Annotated in this window: 18 protein-coding genes; 5 read left to right on the top strand and 13 right to left on the bottom strand. The window is 68.3% G+C overall.

Features of this window, described 5'->3' with window-relative positions:
- Window positions 1-262: 262 nt before the first annotated feature.
- Window positions 263-1,600: a proline--tRNA ligase gene (gene proS / locus Q344_RS0103410; protein ID WP_028285433.1), complete on the bottom strand. Its 1,338-nt coding sequence runs from the start codon at window positions 1,598-1,600 to the stop codon at window positions 263-265.
- 179 nt (window positions 1,601-1,779) lie between these two features.
- Here proS and Q344_RS22990 point away from each other — a divergent pair, with 179 nt between their 5' ends.
- The 4 genes from Q344_RS22990 (at window position 1,780) to Q344_RS0103390 (ending at window position 7,448) form a co-directional block, all read left to right on the top strand.
- Window positions 1,780-2,898, top strand: a complete 1,119-nt coding sequence (locus Q344_RS22990) for an AI-2E family transporter (protein WP_051630240.1) — start codon at window positions 1,780-1,782, stop codon at window positions 2,896-2,898.
- A 1-nt stretch (window position 2,899) separates the two neighbouring features.
- A complete protein-coding gene (locus tag Q344_RS0103400; protein WP_028285432.1) occupies window positions 2,900-3,583 on the top strand; it encodes a P-loop NTPase family protein in 684 nt (227 codons plus the stop codon).
- A gap of 64 nt (window positions 3,584-3,647) precedes the next feature.
- A complete protein-coding gene (locus tag Q344_RS22985; RefSeq protein ID WP_051630238.1) occupies window positions 3,648-5,873 on the top strand; it encodes an RNA degradosome polyphosphate kinase in 2,226 nt (741 codons plus the stop codon).
- A 30-nt stretch (window positions 5,874-5,903) separates the two neighbouring features.
- A complete protein-coding gene (locus Q344_RS0103390) occupies window positions 5,904-7,448 on the top strand; it encodes a Ppx/GppA family phosphatase (RefSeq protein ID WP_028285431.1) in 1,545 nt (514 codons plus the stop codon).
- Window positions 7,449-7,511: 63 nt separating this feature from the next.
- Here Q344_RS0103390 and Q344_RS0103385 read toward each other — a convergent pair whose 3' ends face one another.
- The 6 genes from Q344_RS0103385 to scpA all read right to left on the bottom strand — a co-directional run bounded on the left by Q344_RS0103385 (window position 7,512) and on the right by scpA (window position 12,903).
- A complete protein-coding gene (locus Q344_RS0103385) occupies window positions 7,512-7,913 on the bottom strand; it encodes a hypothetical protein (protein ID WP_028285430.1) in 402 nt (133 codons plus the stop codon).
- Between the two features lie 37 nt (window positions 7,914-7,950).
- Window positions 7,951-8,976 (bottom strand): endonuclease/exonuclease/phosphatase family protein, encoded by a 1,026-nt coding sequence (locus tag Q344_RS0103380; RefSeq protein ID WP_028285429.1) that lies wholly within the window; start codon window positions 8,974-8,976, stop codon window positions 7,951-7,953.
- The gene (locus Q344_RS0103375; protein WP_028285428.1) at window positions 8,976-9,665 is read right to left on the bottom strand and encodes a J domain-containing protein; all 690 of its coding nucleotides are present in this window, start codon (window positions 9,663-9,665) and stop codon (window positions 8,976-8,978) included. The genes Q344_RS0103380 and Q344_RS0103375 overlap by 1 nt, the downstream gene beginning before the upstream one ends.
- Before the next feature lie 31 nt (window positions 9,666-9,696).
- Window positions 9,697-10,191, bottom strand: coding sequence for a GNAT family N-acetyltransferase (locus Q344_RS0103370; RefSeq protein WP_036538255.1), 495 nt, complete (start codon window positions 10,189-10,191; stop codon window positions 9,697-9,699).
- Window positions 10,192-10,253: 62 nt separating this feature from the next.
- Window positions 10,254-10,757 (bottom strand): MAPEG family protein, encoded by a 504-nt coding sequence (locus tag Q344_RS22980; protein WP_051630236.1) that lies wholly within the window; start codon window positions 10,755-10,757, stop codon window positions 10,254-10,256.
- 1 nt (window position 10,758) lies between these two features.
- Entirely contained in the window at window positions 10,759-12,903 is a 2,145-nt protein-coding gene (scpA, locus tag Q344_RS0103360; protein ID WP_028285426.1) for a methylmalonyl-CoA mutase, read from the bottom strand.
- Window positions 12,904-13,182: 279 nt separating this feature from the next.
- On the opposite strand from scpA, the gene Q344_RS22975 reads away from it, so the two are divergent.
- A complete protein-coding gene (locus tag Q344_RS22975) occupies window positions 13,183-13,635 on the top strand; it encodes a DUF4174 domain-containing protein (RefSeq protein WP_036538252.1) in 453 nt (150 codons plus the stop codon).
- Between the two features lie 7 nt (window positions 13,636-13,642).
- Here the strand turns inward: Q344_RS22975 and Q344_RS0103350 are convergent, their stop codons facing one another.
- From Q344_RS0103350 to Q344_RS0103325, 6 genes are all read right to left on the bottom strand, one after another.
- On the bottom strand, window positions 13,643-14,683 hold the full coding sequence (locus Q344_RS0103350) for a DUF6492 family protein (RefSeq protein ID WP_028285425.1): 1,041 nt from the start codon (window positions 14,681-14,683) through the stop codon (window positions 13,643-13,645).
- Between the two features lies 1 nt (window position 14,684).
- On the bottom strand, window positions 14,685-16,730 hold the full coding sequence (locus Q344_RS0103345; protein WP_028285424.1) for an acetyl-CoA carboxylase biotin carboxylase subunit: 2,046 nt from the start codon (window positions 16,728-16,730) through the stop codon (window positions 14,685-14,687).
- 132 nt (window positions 16,731-16,862) lie between these two features.
- Window positions 16,863-17,066: a hypothetical protein gene (locus Q344_RS0103340; RefSeq protein ID WP_028285423.1), complete on the bottom strand. Its 204-nt coding sequence runs from the start codon at window positions 17,064-17,066 to the stop codon at window positions 16,863-16,865.
- 403 nt (window positions 17,067-17,469) lie between these two features.
- Window positions 17,470-17,826 carry a hypothetical protein gene (locus Q344_RS0103335; protein WP_028285422.1) on the bottom strand — a complete coding sequence of 119 codons (357 nt, stop codon included), beginning with the start codon at window positions 17,824-17,826 and terminating at the stop codon, window positions 17,470-17,472.
- Window positions 17,827-17,907: 81 nt separating this feature from the next.
- Window positions 17,908-18,048 carry a hypothetical protein gene (locus Q344_RS26305; protein ID WP_169739172.1) on the bottom strand — a complete coding sequence of 47 codons (141 nt, stop codon included), beginning with the start codon at window positions 18,046-18,048 and terminating at the stop codon, window positions 17,908-17,910.
- Between the two features lie 214 nt (window positions 18,049-18,262).
- A complete protein-coding gene (locus Q344_RS0103325) occupies window positions 18,263-18,667 on the bottom strand; it encodes a DUF6497 family protein (protein WP_051630235.1) in 405 nt (134 codons plus the stop codon).
- Between the last annotated feature and the right edge of the window lie 5 nt (window positions 18,668-18,672).

The raw sequence follows: 18,672 nt of genomic DNA, 5'->3' as shown, positions 1-18,672 counted from the left end.
ACGAAGGCGCTCCCGACCGACGGCCGACAGGACATCCCGTAGAGCCGCCTGAAGGACCGCCGGAGCGCGGCGTGACGGGTCACGCCAGGGGCGCGCGCGCGCGCGCCCCGTCTCGCCGCCAGAGGCCGCCCCTGTCCCCACCCTCTTCCTCTTGCCGGAAATATCCCGGGGGGAATTGGCGGCCAGCGGCCGCCAAGGGGGGCAGCGCCCCCGAAACCGAAAGCATGTCGTGCGCCGCGCCAGGGCGCGGCGCTCCGCTGGATCAGACGTCCTGGTAGATCTCGGCGATCCGCGCCACGGCCTGCTCGGGCGGCATCTCCTCGCTCTCGCCGGTCCGGCGCGAGGTCAACTCCACCACGCCGTTCTTCAGCCCGCGCGGCCCGACGGTGATCCGCCAGGGCAGGCCGATCAGGTCCATCGTCGCGAATTTCGCCCCCGCCCGCTCTGACGTGTCGTCGTAGAGCGGGTCGAGCCCGAGCGCCGTGAAGCTCTCGTGCAGCGCCGCGCAGGCGGCATCGGCCTCGGGATCGCCCGACTTGAGGTTCACGATGCCCACGTGGAAGGGCGTCACGCCCTCGGGCCAGATGATGCCGCGGTCGTCGTGGCTCGCCTCGATGATCGCCCCGAGCAGGCGCGAGACGCCGATCCCGTGCGAGCCCATGTGCACCGGCACCGGCTTGCCGTCCGGCCCCTGCACCGTCGCGCCCATGGGCTCGGAATACTTGGTGCCGAAATAGAAGATCTGCCCGACCTCGATGCCGCGCGCCACCCGGCGGCGGTCCTCGGGGATCTCGTTGAAGAGCGCCTCGTCATGGGTCTCGTCGGTGCGGGCATAGCGCGAGGTGAATTCCTCGAGCACGGACCGGCACTGCTCGACATTGTCGTAATCGATCTCGCGGTCGCCGAACTTCAGCCCGGTGATCTCGCTGTCGTAGAAGACCTCGCTCTCGCCGGTCTCGGCCAGCACGAGGAACTCGTGCGTGTCGTCGCCGCCGATCGGGCCGGAGTCGGCGCGCATCGGGATCGCCTGCAGGCCCATCCGCTCGTAGGTGCGCAGGTAGCTCACCAGGTGGCGGTTGTAGGCATGCAGCGCGTCTTCCTTCGTCAGGTCGAAGGTGTAGCCGTCCTTCATCAGGAACTCGCGGCCGCGCATCACGCCGAACCGGGGGCGGACCTCGTCGCGGAACTTCCACTGGATGTGGTAGAGCGTCAGCGGCAGGTCCTTGTAGCTCGACACGTGGCTGCGGAAGATGTCGGTGATCATCTCCTCGTTGGTCGGCCCGTAGAGCATGTCGCGGTCGTGGCGGTCGCGGATCCGCAGCATCTCGGGCCCGTAGGCGTCGTAGCGGCCGGATTCCTTCCACAGATCGGCCGATTGCAGCGTCGGCATCAGCAGCGGGATGTGCCCGGCGCGGACCTGCTCCTCGTGCACGATCCGCTCGATGTTGCGCAGCACCTTGTAGCCGAGCGGCAGCCAGGAATAGATCCCCGCCGAGGCCTGCTTGATCATCCCGGCCCGGAGCATCAGCCGGTGGCTGACGATCTGCGCCTCGGAGGGCGTTTCCTTGAGAACGGGAAGGAAGTAGCGGGACAGACGCATGAGGCGGAGACTCCTGGCTTCGGGTTCCGTTCCCCTAGGCGATTTTCGGCACTCCCACAAGCGGCTCGCGGCCGCCCGCGCGCCGCTCCCGCCCTGCCGTGTGCCGGGTCGCGGGACCAATCCGGGGTTGCATTTGCGCGTCCCCGCGGTGAGATAGACGCAACAGGACAGGAAACCGAATGACCCCGACAATCCGGGACCAACTGAAGTACTGGGGCATCGCTGCGGCGATCCTTTTCCTGCTGCTGTGGTGGCTGGGCGACGTGATCCTGCCCTTCGTGATCGGCGCCGCGGTGGCCTATTTCCTCGACCCGGTGGCGGACAAGCTGCAACGGATGGGGCTGAGCCGGGCCGCGGCCACGGCGGTGATCACCATCTCGGCCGTGCTGATCTTCGTGCTGATCGCGCTGCTGATCCTGCCGACGCTGGTGCAGCAGGCGATCGAGTTCTTCAACATCGTGCCCGACGTGCTGCGCCGCCTGCAGGACTTCCTGACCGAGCGCTTCCCCGACCTGCTCGACGAGGGCTCGGCCGTGCGCCGCTCGCTCAACGGCGTGGGCGAGACGCTGCAATCCAAGGGGCCGGAACTGCTGCAGACCGCGATGGCCTCGGCCGCCTCGCTGATCAACGTCTTCATGCTGTTCATCATCGTGCCGGTGGTGTCGTTCTACCTGCTTTACGACTGGGACAACATGATCGGCAAGATCGACGACATGCTGCCCCGCGACTTCGCCCCCACGATCCGCAAGCTGGCCCGCGAGATCGACCTGACCATGGCAGGCTTCGTCCGCGGCATGGGCACGGTCTGCCTGATCCTCGGCACCTATTACGCCGTGGCGCTGATGCTGGCGGGGCTCAACTTCGGGCTCTTCGTGGGCGCCGTGGCGGGCATCCTGACCTTCATCCCCTATGTCGGGGCCCTTCTGGGCGGCATCCTCGCCATCGGCCTTGCCCTGTTCCAGTTCTGGGGCGACTGGGTGAGCATCGGCATCGTCGCCGCGATCTTCTTCGCGGGCCAGGTGATCGAGGGCAACATCGTCACGCCCAAGCTGGTCGGCGACTCCGTGCGCCTCCACCCGGTCTGGCTGCTCTTCGCCATCTCCGCCTTCGCGGCGCTCTTCGGCTTCGTGGGCATGCTGATCGCGGTGCCGGTCGCCGCGTCGATCGGGGTGATCATGCGGTTCCTGATCGCGCGCTACAAGGAAAGCGCGCTCTACCTGGGCGGTGCGCCGGATGCCGACATGATCGAGCCGACCACCATGCCCGCCGAGCTGCGCGCGGAGCAGGACGCGCCCTGACATGCCGCGGCAACTGAATTTCGACCTGCCCGCCAGACCGGCGCTCGGGCGCGACGACTTTTTCGTCGCCGAGCCCAATGCCGTGGCGCTCGCGCTGGTCGAGAGCTGGCCGGACTGGCCGAACCGCAAGCTGCTGATCATCGGGCCCACCGGGTCGGGCAAGACCCACCTGGCCCATGTCTGGGCGACCCGGTCGCGGGCGCGGCTGATCCCGGCCTACCTTCTGCCGCAGGAGAACATCCCCGCCCTCGCCGCCGGACCCGTGGTGATCGAGGACGCGCAGGAGATCGCGGGCAACGAAGCGGCCGAACACGCGCTCTTCCACCTGCACAACCACCTGCTCGCCGAGGGCCAGTCGCTTCTGCTGACGGCCAACACCGCCCCCCAGCACTGGGGCCTGCACCTGCCGGACCTCGCCAGCCGGATGCAGGGCACCACCAGCGTGTCGATCGACCTGCCCGACGACCGCCTGCTCGCGGTGGTGCTGGCCAAGCTCTTCGCCGACCGCCAGATCGTGCCGCATGGCGACGTGATCCCCTACCTGCTGCGCCGGATGGACCGCTCCTTCGCCGATGCCCAGAGGATCGTCGCCGCCATCGACGCCTTGTCGCTCAGCGAGAAGCGGGATGTCACCCGCAGGTTGGCGGGACGGGCCTGCGATCAACTGGAACAGGACGCCGGGTGAGGATAAGGTCCGGGACATGAACTCCCGTCACGAAACCTTTGCACTTAGCGGCAAGAAGACCGGCATGACCGAGGCAGACTTCCTGACGAGCGGCCCCGACGCCGCACACACCATGCCCGACCTCGACCCCGAGGGTCCGGCGCGATTCTTCAACCGCGAAATGAGCTGGCTCGGCTTCAACTGGCGTGTGCTGGAAGAGGCCGAGAACACCGAGGTGCCGCTTCTGGAGCGGCTCCGGTTCCTGTCGATCAGCGCCACCAACCTCGACGAGTTCTACACCGTCCGGGTCGCGGGCCTGCGCGAGCTCGCCAAGGAGGGCAACACCACCCCCGCCGTGGACGGCATGACCCCGGCGCAGCAGCTCGTCCTGATCAACGACGACGCCCGGGCGCTCATGAAGCGCCAGCAGATCGTGTTCCGCGCGCTGCGGGCCGAGATGCAGGAGGCCGGGATCTCGATCCTCACCCGCGAGGACCTGACCCAGGCCGACCGCGATCACCTGGGCGAGGTCTTCCTCAGCAACGTCTTCCCGGTGCTCTCGCCGCTCGCCATCGACCCGGCGCACCCCTTTCCCTTCATCCCGAACCTCGGCTTCTCGCTCGCCCTGATGCTCGAGCGGAAACGCGACCGGCGCACCCTGCAGGCGCTGCTGCCGATCCCGCACCAGATCGACCGCTTCGTCCCCCTGCCCTCGGGCGCCGGAGAGCACCGCTTCCTGCCGCTGGAAGAACTGCTGCTGGTGCATATCGACCGGCTCTTCCCCGGCTACCGCGCGCTCGGCACCTGCACCTTCCGGGTGCTGCGCGACAGCGACCTCGAGGTCGAGGAAGAGGCCGAGGACCTCGTGCGCGAATTCGAGACCGCCCTGAAGCGCCGCCGCAGGGGCGAGGTCGTGCGGCTCAAGATCTCGGCCGGCGCGCCCGAGGCGCTGCGCCGGATCATCGAGCGCGAGCTGCACGTGCAGGACGAGGAGGTGATCGAGGTCGACGGCATCATCGGCATCTCGCACCTCTCCGAACTGGTGCTGGACGACCGCCCGGATCTGCTCTGGCCGTCGTTCAACCCGCGCGTGCCGGAACGCGTCCTCGACCACGAGGGCGACATGTTCGCGGCGATCCGGCAGAAGGACATGCTGCTGCACCACCCCTACGAGACCTTCGACATGGTGGTCCGCTTCCTCCAGCAGGCGGCGCGCGACCCGGACGTGGTGGCGATCAAGCAGACGCTCTACCGGACGTCGAAGAATTCGCCCATCGTGGAGGCGCTCTGCGAGGCGGCCGAGGACGGGAAATCCGTGACCGCGCTGGTCGAGCTGAAAGCGCGGTTCGACGAGGCCGCCAATATCCGCCAGTCCCGCAGGCTCGAACGCTCGGGCGCCCACGTCGTCTACGGCTTCGTCGACTGGAAGACCCACGCCAAGATCTCGACCGTCGTGCGGCGCGAGGGAAAGCAGCTGGTCACCTACACGCATTACGGCACCGGCAACTACCACCCGATCACGGCGCGGATCTACACCGACCTCAGTTTCTTCACCTGCGATCCGGCGCTCGGCCGCGACGCGACGAAGGTGTTCAACTACCTCTCGGGCTATGCCCTGCCGGAGGGTCTCGAGAAGCTGACGATCTCGCCGCACTGGATGAAGGCGGACCTGATCGAGATGATCGGGGCCGAGGCCGATCATGCCCGCGCCGGCCGGCCCGCGCGGATCTGGGCCAAGATGAATTCGCTCATCGAACCCAGCATCATCGACGCGCTCTATGCCGCCAGCCGCGCGGGGGTGAAGATCGACCTCGTGATCCGCGGCATCTGCGGGCTGCGGCCGGGAATCGCCGGGCTGTCCGAGAACATCCGGGTGAAATCCATCGTCGGCCGGTTCCTGGAACATTCGCGCATCGTCTGTTTCGGCAACGGCCACGAGCTGCCGCATGACGCGGCGAAGGTCTTCATCTCGTCGGCCGACTGGATGAGCCGCAACCTCAACCGCCGGGTCGAGACGCTGGTCCGGATCGACAACCCCACGGTCAAGGCGCAGATCGTCCAGCAGATCATGGCGGCGAACCTCGCCGACGTGGCGCAGAGCTGGGTGATGCAGCCCGACGGCCGCTTCCTGCGCGCCACCCGGCCCGAGACCGGAACCCCGTTCAGCTGCCACCGGTTCTTCATGGAAAACCCCTCGCTCTCGGGCCGCGGATCGGCGGGCGCGGCGGACGTGCCGGAGCTCACCCACACGGCCGAGGCCCGAGACGACGCGGGGGCATCGGTTGACGTGGCCTCCGCGCGGGGCACATAAGGGGTCAACGGGACCCGAAAGACGAAAGTCATGGACGCGACAAACGACACCTCGCCGCCCGACTGGGGGCCCTTCGGCCGCCCGCTCTTCGAAGACCCCGAGGCCCGTGCCCTCTCCCGCGTGGGGGTGGTCGACATCGGCTCGAACTCGGTCCGGATGGTCGTCTTCGACGGCGCGGCGCGGAGCCCGGCCTATTTCTACAACGAAAAGATCATGTGCGGGCTCGGCGCGGGCCTGGGCGACAGCGGCCGGCTGAACCCGGAAGGCCGCAAGCGCGCGCTGGCCGCGATCAAGCGCTTCCAGCTTCTCGCCCACGGGATGGAGGCCACCCCCCTCACCGCCGTCGCCACCGCCGCGGTGCGCGAGGCCGAGGACGGCGCGGAATTCGTCGCCGATGTCGAGCGCGAAACCGGGATGAATGTCCACATCATCGACGGCAGCGAAGAGGCGCGGCTCTCGGCGCAGGGCGTCCTGCTGGGCTGGCCCGGGTCCTACGGGCTCGTCTGCGACATCGGCGGCTCCTCGATGGAGCTGGCCGAGATCTCGGGCGGACAGGTCGGGCGTTGCGTGACCTCGCCGCTCGGTCCGCTAAAGCTCGCCTCGGTCAAGGGCGGCAAGAAGGGCCGGCGCAGCTTCATCAAGGAACAGGTCGCCCGGCTTCATGACCAGATGGGCGAGCAGCCGAACCGCCTGTTCCTCGTCGGCGGGTCGTGGCGCGCGATCGCCCGGATCGACATGGACCGGCGCGGCTATCCGCTGCATGTGCTGCACGAATACCGCATGACCGCCAAGGCGATCCGCGACACCGCCGCCTACATCGCCGCCGAGGACCCGGACAAGCTGCGGTCGCGCTGCGGCATCTCGAAGGACCGGATGGCGCTGGTGCCGCTGGCCTCCGAAGTGCTGGTCGAGGTGATGCGGAGCTTCCGCCCGCGCGACATCGCCGTCTCGGCCTACGGCATCCGCGAGGGGATGCTCTACCAGCAGATGCCCCAGAAACTGCGCGACCGCGACCCGCTGATCGAGAGCTGCCGCTTCGCCGAGCGCAAGGATGCCCGCCTGCCCGGCTTCGGCCGCACGCTTTACGAATTCATCCTGCCGCTGTTCCGCTCCGCCCGGCCCGACCGGATGCGCATCATCAAGGCGGCCTGCCTGCTGCACGACGTGACATGGCGGGCGCATCCCGATTACCGCGCCGAGGTCTGTTTCGACAACGCGACGCGCGCGAACCTCGGGGGGCTCAAGCATTCCGAGCGGATCTTCCTCGGCCTTGCGCTGCTGCACCGCTATCGCAACAAGCGCGAAGGCACGCATTTCGAGGAGCTCTACGAGCTGATCCCGCCGGAAGAGCAGCTCAACGCCGAGATCCTCGGCAAGGCGATGCGCTTCGGTGCGATGCTCTGGCTCGACCGCGATGCCGACATCGGCGAACTGAAGTGGTTTCCGAAGAAGAAGCGGCTCGAACTTCACCTGACCGAGGCCGCGTTCCCCCTCTTCGGCGAGGTCGCATCGGCGCGCTTCGCCTCGCTCGCCTCCTCGCTTGGAGCGGAGACGGAGATCCTGCTGCGGAGATAGCGGCACGCCGGGCCCAGGCCCGGCCTGCGTCGTCGATCGCGGCTCTGCGCAGGGCGTCGCCTGTCAGAGCTCCACTTCGCCGTCCGGCCCCACCTCGGTCTCGCCGGGCGTCTCCATCTCCCCGGGCAGCTTCTTGCGCATGATGATGTCGCCGTTCGGCAGGATCTCGGGCGGGTGATAGCCGCGGAAGTCCTTGACCGTCTCGAGCAGATCCACCACGGCGGGGCCCATCTCCTGGACGAAGCTGCGGATCGCGGGTTCGACCTCCTCGAAGCTCTCGTGCAGGTCGCGCAGCGCGGGCTCCATCTCGGACATCAGCCCGCGCATGAAGATCCGCGCGCCCCGCTCCATGAGGGTGGGACCGTCCTCGGTCGCCTCCTCATCGGTCGTGGCCTGCGCGATCGCGGCAATGGGAAGCGGTGCCGCAAGGGCGAGGAGCAGGATGAGGGGCATGTGCTTTGTCATGGCGCCCATTCTACCGCATCGGGGCGCGCGGCCCAAATCACACTTCGATGTCGATGGTCACCGGGTAGTGATCGCTGGCGGCAATCAGCGCATCGCGCAGCTCGGGCCGGGCCCAGCAACCGGTGTCGTCGAACGGGTGCCAGATGCGCCAGCGCGGCCCCGTCGCGGCCAGGTCCGGCGAGACGAGGATGTAATCCAGCAGCGCCTGCAGGTAGCGCCCCTCGGGCTTGACGTAGAACCGCGCGGTGGTCGGCAGGGCGGCCAGCCGGCCCTGCAGCGCGCGCGCCGCGTGCGGGTCGTGGAGCGCGACCTCTCCCTCTCCGCCGATGACGATCTCGAGCGAGGAGCGCCCGAAGAGATGTTCGTATTCGTCGAGCCCCGGCCCGTCGTTCAGATCGCCCATCACCATCAGCGGAGTGCCCGCCGCCAGGTGCTCGGCCACCCGCGCCCTGAGCCAGATCGCCTGCGCCAGCTGCTTGCGACGGTTCGCGATCGACAGCCGCATCACCGCGTCCCGGTCCACCGCCCCGTGCGGCGCCTTGGATTTCAGATGCGCGCCGATCACCCGGATCGGCCGCCCGGAGCGTGGCGTCACCTCGAGCTCCAGGGGCGGCTTGGAGAACCGCACATGGTCCTCGGTCGCGTCGACGTCGAGGTCGATCCGGAAGACACCGTCGAACCGCGGCGCGCCGAAGGCGCCCTTCTTGCCCGTGGGGTCGCCGCCGGGATCGTGGCGCACCTCCATCGCGTCCGGATCGTAGAGGAAGGCGATCTCCTGCTGGGTCTCGTTGGGAAAGCCGATCAGCGCCTTGCGCGCGCGCAGCGAGAACACATCGGCGAAATATTCGAGCGCCCGCACCGTGCTGCGCCGCGACCCGTGGTCGGGCGCCTCGATCACCATGATGCCGTCGGCATCGAGCGCGGTCATCACCGTGGCAATGGCCTCGATCTGCTGGCTCTTGGTGACGTTGTGGCGCGCGGACCAGCTGTCGTCCGCGATCAGCCGGTCGGCATCGTCGAAGAGCCCCGAGAACCATTCGACGTTCCAGGTGGCGAGCCGCATCAGGCGGCTTCGCCGCGGGTCTGCCTGATCTCTTCCCATGCCGTGTTGAGGTCGGCCATCCGCTTTTCCGCCATCTTCATCGCCTCTTCCGGCAACCCCTGCGACATCAGCCGGTCGGGATGGCTTTCGCGGACGGCGCGGCGATAGGCGCGGCGGATCTCCTCGGTCGTGGCGCCGCTGTCCACGCCCAGCACCTCGTAGGGATCGCGTTCGGCGCTCGGCACGAAGCGGGCGCGCAGGCGGCGGAAGTCGCCCTCCCCCAGCCCGAAGATCCGCGCCACGTCGGCAAGGAAGGCATCTTCGTCCGGGTGATAGTCGCCGTCCGAGATCGCGATGTGGAAGAGGCCCTCCAGCAGGTTGCAGAGCATCCCCGGCTGGTCCTTCAGCATCCCCGCCACGCGCTCGGCATAATCCTGGTAGCCCGCCACGTCCTGCCGGGCGAGGTTGAAGACCCGCGCGGCGTTCTTCTCGTCCTCGGGCGCGATGCGGAAGACCTCGCGGAAGGCGCGCACCTCGACCCGGTTCACCACGCCGTCCGCCTTGGCCATCTTCGCGCCGAGCGCGATCACCGCGATGGCGAAGACCACGCTGCGTTCGCGCGGGCCGCGGAGCTTGTCGAAGACGGCTGCCAGCCCTTCGCCATTGGCGAGGGCCGCGAGGGCTTCTGCGATGCGGGACCAGATCGACATGGGCGCGCACTCTAACCGCTGCGCTGCGGAATCAAAGGACCTTCTGCATCAAAATGAGGTCATGCCAGCGGCCGAATTTCCGGCCCGATTGCGGCATGCGCCCGCAGGCTTCGTAACCGACGGCGGCATGGAACGGCACCGCGCCCGGATTGCCGCCCGAGATCCCCGCCACCATCGTATGCGCGCCGGCCGCGCGGGCATGATCCTCGACCGCCCGCATCAGCGCCCGGCCGATCCCGCGGCCCCGCGCCCCTTCGGCCAGGATCACCGTGTGCTCCATGGCATGGACATAGCCGTCGCCCGCCCGGAACTGGTCGTAGGAGGCAAAGCCCAGCACGGTCTCGCCCTCCGTCGCCACGAAGAACTCCCGGCCGCGGGCGCGGCGCCCGTCGATGTAGTCGGCCAGCGTCTCGGGGGTCTTCTCGACCGAGGCAAAGGTGACGAGGCTGTCGCGGAAGATCGGGTTCCAGATCGCGAGGATCTGGGCGTGATCCCCGTGGGTTGCGGGGCGTATACTATGGGTCATGGGGTGTCTCTGGCTGATCTCTGGCCGATCCTTGCCAAAGCGCGGCGCAGCGCAAGGGCGGATCAGAGCGGCAGCGCGAAAGTTCCGCCCAGAAGCCGCCAGAGCACCCAGAATGCCGCCAGAACCGTCGGGTAGAAGCTGGCCGCGAAGCCGAAGGCCCGGAGCGGCGGCGCCATGTGGTAACCGACCCAGAAGAGCACCCGCGCGATGGCGAATCCGAGGCCGAGCGCCAGCACCACCCCGGGGCCGAGCGCGTAGCCCGCCACCGGCCAGACGAGGAGCGCGAGCGTCACCTGCTCGACCGTGTTGCGCAGGACCGCCTGGTCGATGGCGGCGGCCGAGCCGGGCGCGAAGGGCGAGCCGTCGATGATCGTGTCGTCGAAGAACCGGCGCTGCGCGAGGCGCCCGATCATCACGCAGGTGACGAGCCCCGCCGGGAAAAGCGCCATGGCCAGCACCATCGGCGGCGGGACGGGCAGGAAGACGCGCGCGCCCGCCCAGAGCAGCCCGACCCCCCAGAGGAGGCCGAGCGCCATGCCCAGCAGGATGACCGGGCGCTTGCCCATCTCAGACGGCCGGCTCGCCTGCCCGGGCCTCGCGGATCAGCCGCAGGATGTCCTGCGCCGCCGTCGGGATGTTGGTCCCCGGCCCGAAGATCGCCTTCACGCCGGCGTTCTTGAGGAACTCGTAATCCTGCTGCGGGATCACCCCGCCGCAGATCACGATGATGTCGCCCGCGTCATTGGCCTTGAGCGCCTCGATCAGCTGCGGCGCCAGCGTCTTGTGGCCCGCCGCCTGGGAGGAGATCCCCACGACGTGCACGTCGTTGTCGATCGCGTCCTGCGCGGCCTCTTCCGGCGTCTGGAACAGCGGGCCGACATCCACGTCGAACCCGATGTCGGCAAAGGCCGTGGCGATCACCTTGGCGCCGCGGTCATGGCCGTCCTGGCCCATCTTGACCACGAGCATCCGGGGGCGGCGGCCCTCCTCCTCGGCGAAGTCCTCGACCGATTTCTGGATCGCCGCGAAGCCCTCGTCGCCCTCGTAGGCCTTGCCGTAGACCCCCGCGAGCGTCTTCACCTCGGCCCGGTGGCGGCCGAACACCTTTTCCATCGCCATGCTGATCTCTCCCACGCTGGCACGCGCGCGCGCCGCTTCGACCGCGGCGGCCAGTAGGTTGCCGCCCTCCTTCGCCACACGCTCGAGCTCGGCCAGGGCCGCGTCGCAGGCCGCCTGGTCACGTTCCGCCCGGATACGCTCCAACGCCTTCACCTGGCCCTCGCGGACCTTCACGTTGTCCACGTCGAGAATGTCGATCGGGTCTTCTTTGTCCTTACGGTACTTGTTGACCCCGACGATCACCTCCTCGCCCCGGTCGATCATCGACTGGCGGATGGCGGCGCTTTCCTCGATCCGGAGCTTCGGCATGCCGGAGGCCACGGCCTTCGTCATGCCGCCCATCTCGTCGACCTCCCGGATGAGCTCCCAGGCCTTCTCGGCCAGCTCATGGGTCAGGCTCTCGACGTAGTAGCTGCCCGCCAGCGGATCGACCACCCGGGTCACCTGCGTCTCTTCCTGCAGGATGAGCTGCGTGTTCCGCGCGATCCGGGCGCTGAAGTCCGTCGGCAGTGCAATCGCCTCGTCCAGCGCGTTGGTGTGCAGCGACTGGGTCCCGCCGAGCACCGCCGACATCGCCTCGTAGGCGGTGCGGATGACGTTGTTGTAGGGGTCCTGCTCCTGCAGCGAGACGCCCGAGGTCTGGCAATGGGTCCGCAGCATCTTGGAGCGCTCCTGCTTCGCGCCCACCTCGTCCATGATGCGATACCACAGCAGCCGCGCGGCGCGCAGCTTCGCGGCCTCCATGAAGAAGTTCATCCCGATGGCGAAGAAGAACGACAGCCGCCCGGCGAACTTGTCCACGTCCATCCCGGCCTCGATCGCGGCCTTCACGTATTCCTTGCCGTCCGCCAGCGTGTAGGCGAGCTCCTGCACCAGGTTCGCGCCCGCCTCCTGCATGTGGTAGCCGGAGATCGAGATCGAGTTGAACCGCGGCATCTCGTTCGAGGTGTATTCGATGATGTCCGAGATGATCCGCATCGAGGGCTCGGGCGGGTAGATGTAGGTGTTGCGGACCATGAACTCCTTGAGGATGTCGTTCTGGATGGTCCCCGAGAGCACGGACTTGTCGTGCCCCTGCTCCTCGCCCGCGACGATGAAACTGGCGAGGATCGGGATCACCGCGCCGTTCATCGTCATCGAGACCGAAACCTGGTCGAGCGGGATGCCGTCGAAGAGGATCTTCATGTCCTCGACCGAATCGATCGCCACGCCCGCCTTGCCGACGTCGCCGACCACGCGGGGGTGGTCGCTGTCATAACCCCGGTGGGTGGCGAGGTCGAAGGCGACCGAGACGCCCTGCTGACCGGCGGCGAGGTTGCGGCGGTAGAAGGCGTTCGATTCCTCCGCCGTCGAGAAGCCCGCGTATTGCCGGATCGTCCAGGGCCGGCCCGCATACATCGTGGCCTTCACCCCGCGGGTGAACGGCGCCTTGCCGGGGAGCGAGCCCATGTGGGGCAGATCGGCGGTGTCCTCCTCGGTGTAGAGCGGCTTCACCTCGATCCCCTCGAGCGTCTGCCAGTTCAGGTCCTCGAGCGTGCGGCTCTTGAGTTCCTTCTCGGCGATGGCCGCCCATTCGTCCTTCTTCGATGTCATCGTGACGTCCTCTTCTCTTCACCGGATGCGGAGGGGGCTCCGCCTGCCGGGCGTGTGTCTTCCCTGCCCCGTCGCGACGGTGCGGGGGGTGCGGATATCTCTGCCGTGCGGCCCTCGGGCCGCGGTGCGGGCGCCTGCGATCGGCCATGCGGGGCGGGGCCGATCGCGCCCCGAGCCGCCATGCCGGAGGGCACGGACGGTCGAGCGTGCCAAAATTCTGCGTGACGACGCGTGTAAGCGCGCGGATTTGTGCCTATATTCGTCCCAGCAGGAGGACGCATGAAGCCATTCACGACACTTGCCCTGGCGCTGACACTGGCTCTGCCGCTGCAGGCGACCGCCGCGGCCGACCCCGAGCAGGAGCCGCTGTTCGTCGAGGCGGGCGACCTGGAGCTCGACGCGTTCAGGTGGGAAAAGCGTCCCGTGGTCGTCTTCGCCGACAGCCCGCTCGACCCGATGTTCCGCCGGCAGATGGAAGCGCTCGAGCTGCGGCCCGACGAATTGCGCGACCGCGACGTGATCGTCATCACCGACACCGACCCCGACGCGCCCTCGCCGATCCGGCAGGCGCTGCGCCCGCGCGGCTTCATGATGGTGCTGATCGGCAAGGACGGACAGATCAAGCTGCGCAAACCCCAGCCCTGGGACGTGCGCGAGATCTCGCGCTCCATCGACAAGCTGCCCGACCGCCAGCAGGAGATCCGCGACCGCCGGGCCGCGCCTATCCGGTAGCGCCCGTTCATGCCGCCTGCTCCGCGGCTGGCACATCGCCGTCCCGCACGCTGAAGATCCGCGCCAGATCACCCGCGTCCCCGACGAGCCCCCGGTCACGCCAGAGCCCGGCGAGCCGCCTGCGCTGCGCCTGGGTCAGCCGGGCCACCGCCGCGCGGTGCAGCGCGAGCGAGACCGCCCCCTGCTCGACCGCGTCGAGCGCGGCATCCACCCACGCCGCATCATGGCTCCGCATGATGACCGGCGGGAGGGGCCGAGCGGTGTCGAACACCGCCTCGAGGCTGCCGTGCCGCGCGATGCAATGGGCGGTGATCAGCATCGCCTCGGTCTCGCCCTTGCGGTGGACGGCGAAAAGCACCTGCAGGGGGCCCGCCTTCGCTTCCACCGCCTCGGTCACGTCGCGCAGCAGCGCGGTCGCCACCGGCAGCGGCATGATGCCGTCGGCGACCCGGGGCCCCGCGGCATCGGGCGGCAGCCCGAACTGGGCGAAGGAGGGCGCGAGCCAGTCCATCCGCGCATCGGAAAGGTCCTTGCAGATCATCCGCGGACGGCCGTCGGGGGCGAAGAACTCGGACCGCGGCACCGGGGCCATGAAGTGGATCTTGCTGTCGAGCAGAACGGTCCAGGGCGTCGAGACCTCGCGCCAGATCGCCAGCTTGCAGACCTGCTGGATCTTCCAGCCGCCATGCCCGCGCCAGGCGGTGCCGGGCGAGCGGAGCGCGAGACGCGGATGCAGCGCCTGCACCCGCCGCAGCCGGGCCAGAGGTCCGCGCGGCCCCACGTTCCAGCGGAAGAGCCGCGTGGCGGGGATCACCCGCAGGCGGCCCGAGAGCGCGCCATATTCGGCGCGCATCGCCTCGACCGCATCGCCAAGCGCCGCCTCGTCGCGGTCGTTCACCACGACGAGGATCTCGCCCACCATATCGGGCGGCAGGAACGCCGCCATCGAGCGGGCCTGCAGGCGCAGCAGTTCCAGCTCTTCGCGGAAGGTGATCGTGACGAAGGTCAGATCTCTCCCGCTGCCGTTATGCCGCGCCGCGCCGTTCACGTCATTCGAACTCCATGATGACTTCATCGACGGCGAGGCTGTCGCCCGCGCCCGCGTTGATCTTCGACACCACGGCACGTTTCTCGGCGCGCAGGATGTTCTCCATCTTCATCGCCTCGATGGTGCAGAGCGGCTGGCCCTCCTGCACCTCCTGCCCCTCTTCCACGTCGATCTTCACGACGAGGCCCGGCATAGGGCAGAGCAGCAGCTTCGACGTGTCCGGCGGCAGCTTCTCGGGCATCAGCTTCGCGAGCTCGGCCTGCCGGGGGTTGCGGACGTGCACCTTGATGTCGGCCCCGCGCGCCCGGATCCGGAACCCGCCCGAGATCTTGCCGACCTTCAGCACCAGCGGCGTGCCGTCGACGCTCATCGTCGCCAGTGTCATGCCGGGGGTCCACCTGCCCTCGACCCTCAGGCTCGCGCCGTCCTCGAAGCGGATCGTCGCACCCTCGCGGTCGGCCTGCACCGTCAGCGGGAAATCCGTCCCCTGCAGCGTCACGACCCAGTCGTCGCCCACCTTGCGCTCGTGGTTGTCCATCCGGCCCGAGACGCGGGCGCGGCGGATCTCGCTCACCCGGTTCATCGCCGCGCAGGCGGCGGCGATCCGGCGGAGCGCGTCCTGCGGCAGCTCGACCCCCTCGAAGCCCTCGGGCCATTCCTCGGCGATGAAGGCGGTGGTCATCTCGCCGCTGACGAACTTCGGATGGTCCATCACGGCGGACAGGAACGGCAGGTTGTGCCCGATCCCCTCGACCTCGAAACTGTCGAGCGCCACGCGCATCGCCTCGATCGCCTCGGCCCGGGTCGGCGCCCAGGTGCAGAGCTTGGCGATCATCGGGTCGTAATACATCGAGATCTCGCCGCCCTCGTAGACGCCGGTGTCATTGCGCACGGCCGTCGCGCCCTCGGGCGCGTCGCCCTGCCATTTGCCGTTCGTCACCAGCGGGCCCGCGGCCACCTCGGCGGGCGGGGAATAGGCCGTCAGCCGCCCGATCGAGGGCAGGAAGTTGCGATAGGGATCCTCGGCATAGAGCCGGTTCTCGATGGCCCAGCCGGTGAGTTTCACATCGTCCTGGCTGATGCTCAGCGCCTCGCCGTTGGCCACGCGGATCATCTGTTCGACAAGGTCGATGCCGGTGATCAGCTCGGTGACCGGGTGCTCCACCTGAAGGCGGGTGTTCATCTCGAGGAAGTAGAAGTTCTTCTCACCATCGACGATGAATTCCACGGTCCCGGCCGAGGTGTAGCCGACGGCCTTCGCAAGGGCCACCGCCTGCTCGCCCATGGCCTTGCGGGTCGCCTCGTCGAGGAAGGGGCTCGGCGCTTCCTCCACCACCTTCTGGTTCCGGCGCTGGATCGAACATTCCCGCTCGCCCAGGTAGATGCCGTTGCCATGCGCGTCGCAGAGCACCTGGATCTCGATATGCCGGGGCTGGGTGACGAACTTCTCGATGAAGATCCGGTCGTCGCCGAAGGAATTCGCGGCCTCGTTCTTGGACGACTGGAAGCCCTCGCGCGCCTCGGTGTCGGTCCAGGCGATCCGCATCCCCTTGCCGCCGCCGCCGGCGGAGGCCTTGATCATCACCGGGTAGCCGATCTCGTTCGAGATCTTCACCGCCTCCTCGGCATCCTCGATGAGCCCCATGTAGCCGGGCACGGTCGAGACGCCCGCCTCCTGCGCGATCTTCTTCGAGGTGATCTTGTCGCCCATGGCCTCGATCGCCTTCACCGGCGGGCCGACGAAGGCCACGCCCGCGGCCTCCAGCGCCTCGGCGAACTTCGCGTTCTCGGACAGGAAGCCGTAGCCCGGATGCACCGCCTGCGCACCGCTCTCCCTGACCGCGGCCATGACCTTGTCGATCACGATGTAGGACTGGTTCGCGGGCGGCGGGCCGATGTGGATCGCCTCGTCCGCCATCTCGACATGCAGCGCGTTGCGGTCGGCGTCGGAATAGATCGCCACGGTCGAAATGCCCATCTTGCGCGCGGTCTTGATGACGCGGCAGGCGATCTCGCCCCGGTTCGCGATCAGGATCTTGTTGAACATCTACGGTCCCTTTCCCCTCCGGCGATCGCTCGCGCCGCCGGTTCGATGCCAAAGAAAAGGCCACCGCGGCGGGTCGCCACGGTGGCCGGTGTCACGTCCGAAAGCTGCGGCCGGGCGGCCGCGCGCGCTGCGTCAGCAGCGGCTCGGGTAATTCTGGCAATAGGCGACGTTCGCCGCTGCGCCGACCAGCGCGCCGGTGCCGACACTGCCGCCAAGCACGGCCGAAGTGGCTGCGCCGCCGCCGGCGCCGATGACGGCCTGCTCGCCGAATGATTGTCCGCAGGCCGCAAGGCTGCCCATGAGCGCCGCGGCGACGAGGATCTTCCTGAATAGCATGTGTCGGTTCCCCTGACTTTTGGTTGACTGCCGGGGCGAACTCTCTGCCAGTGTGCGGGTTCCTGCAATGGCCTGCGGACCGCTGCGCGCAAAGGCGCCGAAGCCTTGCCGACCATGGCAATTTCTCGCCGGCTTTCAGCCATTTGCGGGGAAGTGTTGCGCGCGGCGCACATCAGCCCGTCATTTTCCCGTCCCGCGAAAAAGGCGGGCGGCCGACCGTTGGGGGGGTCAGACCGCCCTCTAGGGGAAGGGTAACGGTATAGACACGCCGGATCGGACAGCATGTTGCCGATCGATCCAACACGTTCAGTCTTCTCTGAAAGTTCGGTCGGCGCAAACGCAAACACACGCGATAGGCGAGCATCGGCGACAACCGGCCTGAAAGACTGACCATACGGCAAGATCATGCCGACCCCTCGTCGATCACGTCCGGAAACGACGCCTGGATCGCGGCCGGGTCGAGCACCAGGAGCGCCTCGTAGCTCTCGGGGTCGAAGGGATCTTCCGCCGGCAGGACCTCGCGCCCGAAGAGCCAGCTCAGCCGCCCTGCGTCGAGGTTGCCGCGCTCGAACGGCTCTTCACCGAAATGCTCCCAGAGGGCGAGCAGGAAAAGCTCGTCCGCCTTCCGGTCGACGGCCTTGCGGTCACGGAAGCGCTCGCGCCGGGTGAGCGGTGTCACCCCCTTGGGGTTCGCGCGACGGATGGTGAACTGGAGATCGGTGCCGGGAAGGCGGCCGGGAAAACCGCGATGCTTCAGCATGGCCGCGACTCCCCTTGCAGGCAGGTGCGGCGGAAGGGGGCCGGCCAGGCGGCCGCGCCCCCGAAAACACGTGTGACCGGCTTACTTGTACTTGCCGGTGTAGACGGGCTCGGTCGTGATCGGCTGGGGATCGACCACGACGTATTCTTCCTCTTGCTGCGCACAGGCCGCCACAAAGACGACGAGGCCGAGCGCGAGGATACCACGAACGCTCTTGGACATCTGCTTCTCCTGTCTCGTTCGCAGGTCGCCCCCGGCCTTGTCCCGGTCCGGTTTGCGGCCTGCATGAAAAGGGCCGCCGGACGGCTTCCCTGGCTCAGGATACAGAAGTTAGAACGCGAAGGACATGGGGCCAGCCCGCGCCGCCGGCCTTGTGACTCGAAAGCCTCAGAAAGCGCGGGACGCGCGCGTCGGTCCGCAAGATGTTGTGGCATGCTCAAAGCCCTTCCCAGATGCAGGCTGAGGGTTCCAGCCGGAAGACCTCGAAAAACTGGACGACATCGGGTGCCGCCGTGCCGAATTCCGTCGCCGCCGAGGCCATCGAGATCACGACGCGGCCGACCGGTTCGCCCTGCACCGCGGCCCAGGGCAGGACGACGTCGGAACAGAGGACCGGAAAATCCCCCTCGACGCCCGCGAAACCGAAACCCTCGAGCCCCGCCGCGACATAGCGGAAACGCGCCATGGAGACCGCGTCGGGCCCCTGCTCCAGCAGGATCTCCTGCAGCGTGAGCGGGATGCCGGAGGGCACGGACGGGGGCTCCTCCTGCCCCGCTGCCGTGGTCGCGGCCCCGAGAAGGGCCCCTCCTGCCGCGACGAAATTCCTTGCGATGGCCTTCATGGCAT

Source organism: Pseudooceanicola nanhaiensis DSM 18065 (assembly GCF_000688295.1).
In the GTDB taxonomy this organism is placed as follows: Bacteria; Pseudomonadota; Alphaproteobacteria; order Rhodobacterales; family Rhodobacteraceae; genus Pseudooceanicola; species Pseudooceanicola nanhaiensis.
Note: the sequence above shows the minus strand (reverse complement) of the source record. Positions and strands in the feature narration are given on the sequence as shown.

Coding starts and splice junctions, on each gene's coding strand:
- Q344_RS0103325 (WP_051630235.1), bottom strand. CDS start 18,667: ATGAAGGCCATCGCAAGGAATTTCGTCGCGGCAGGAGGGGCCCTTCTC.
- Q344_RS0103345 (WP_028285424.1), bottom strand. CDS start 16,730: ATGTTCAACAAGATCCTGATCGCGAACCGGGGCGAGATCGCCTGCCGC.
- Q344_RS0103370 (WP_036538255.1), bottom strand. CDS start 10,191: ATGACCCATAGTATACGCCCCGCAACCCACGGGGATCACGCCCAGATC.
- Q344_RS0103375 (WP_028285428.1), bottom strand. CDS start 9,665: ATGTCGATCTGGTCCCGCATCGCAGAAGCCCTCGCGGCCCTCGCCAAT.
- Q344_RS26305 (WP_169739172.1), bottom strand. CDS start 18,048: ATGTCCAAGAGCGTTCGTGGTATCCTCGCGCTCGGCCTCGTCGTCTTT.
- Q344_RS0103380 (WP_028285429.1), bottom strand. CDS start 8,976: ATGCGGCTCGCCACCTGGAACGTCGAATGGTTCTCGGGGCTCTTCGAC.
- Q344_RS0103390 (WP_028285431.1), top strand. CDS start 5,904: ATGGACGCGACAAACGACACCTCGCCGCCCGACTGGGGGCCCTTCGGC.
- Q344_RS0103385 (WP_028285430.1), bottom strand. CDS start 7,913: ATGACAAAGCACATGCCCCTCATCCTGCTCCTCGCCCTTGCGGCACCG.
- Q344_RS0103340 (WP_028285423.1), bottom strand. CDS start 17,066: ATGCTATTCAGGAAGATCCTCGTCGCCGCGGCGCTCATGGGCAGCCTT.
- Q344_RS22975 (WP_036538252.1), top strand. CDS start 13,183: ATGAAGCCATTCACGACACTTGCCCTGGCGCTGACACTGGCTCTGCCG.
- Q344_RS0103400 (WP_028285432.1), top strand. CDS start 2,900: ATGCCGCGGCAACTGAATTTCGACCTGCCCGCCAGACCGGCGCTCGGG.
- Q344_RS22985 (WP_051630238.1), top strand. CDS start 3,648: ATGACCGAGGCAGACTTCCTGACGAGCGGCCCCGACGCCGCACACACC.
- proS (WP_028285433.1), bottom strand. CDS start 1,600: ATGCGTCTGTCCCGCTACTTCCTTCCCGTTCTCAAGGAAACGCCCTCC.
- Q344_RS22980 (WP_051630236.1), bottom strand. CDS start 10,757: ATGGGCAAGCGCCCGGTCATCCTGCTGGGCATGGCGCTCGGCCTCCTC.
- Q344_RS0103335 (WP_028285422.1), bottom strand. CDS start 17,826: ATGCTGAAGCATCGCGGTTTTCCCGGCCGCCTTCCCGGCACCGATCTC.
- scpA (WP_028285426.1), bottom strand. CDS start 12,903: ATGACATCGAAGAAGGACGAATGGGCGGCCATCGCCGAGAAGGAACTC.
- Q344_RS22990 (WP_051630240.1), top strand. CDS start 1,780: ATGACCCCGACAATCCGGGACCAACTGAAGTACTGGGGCATCGCTGCG.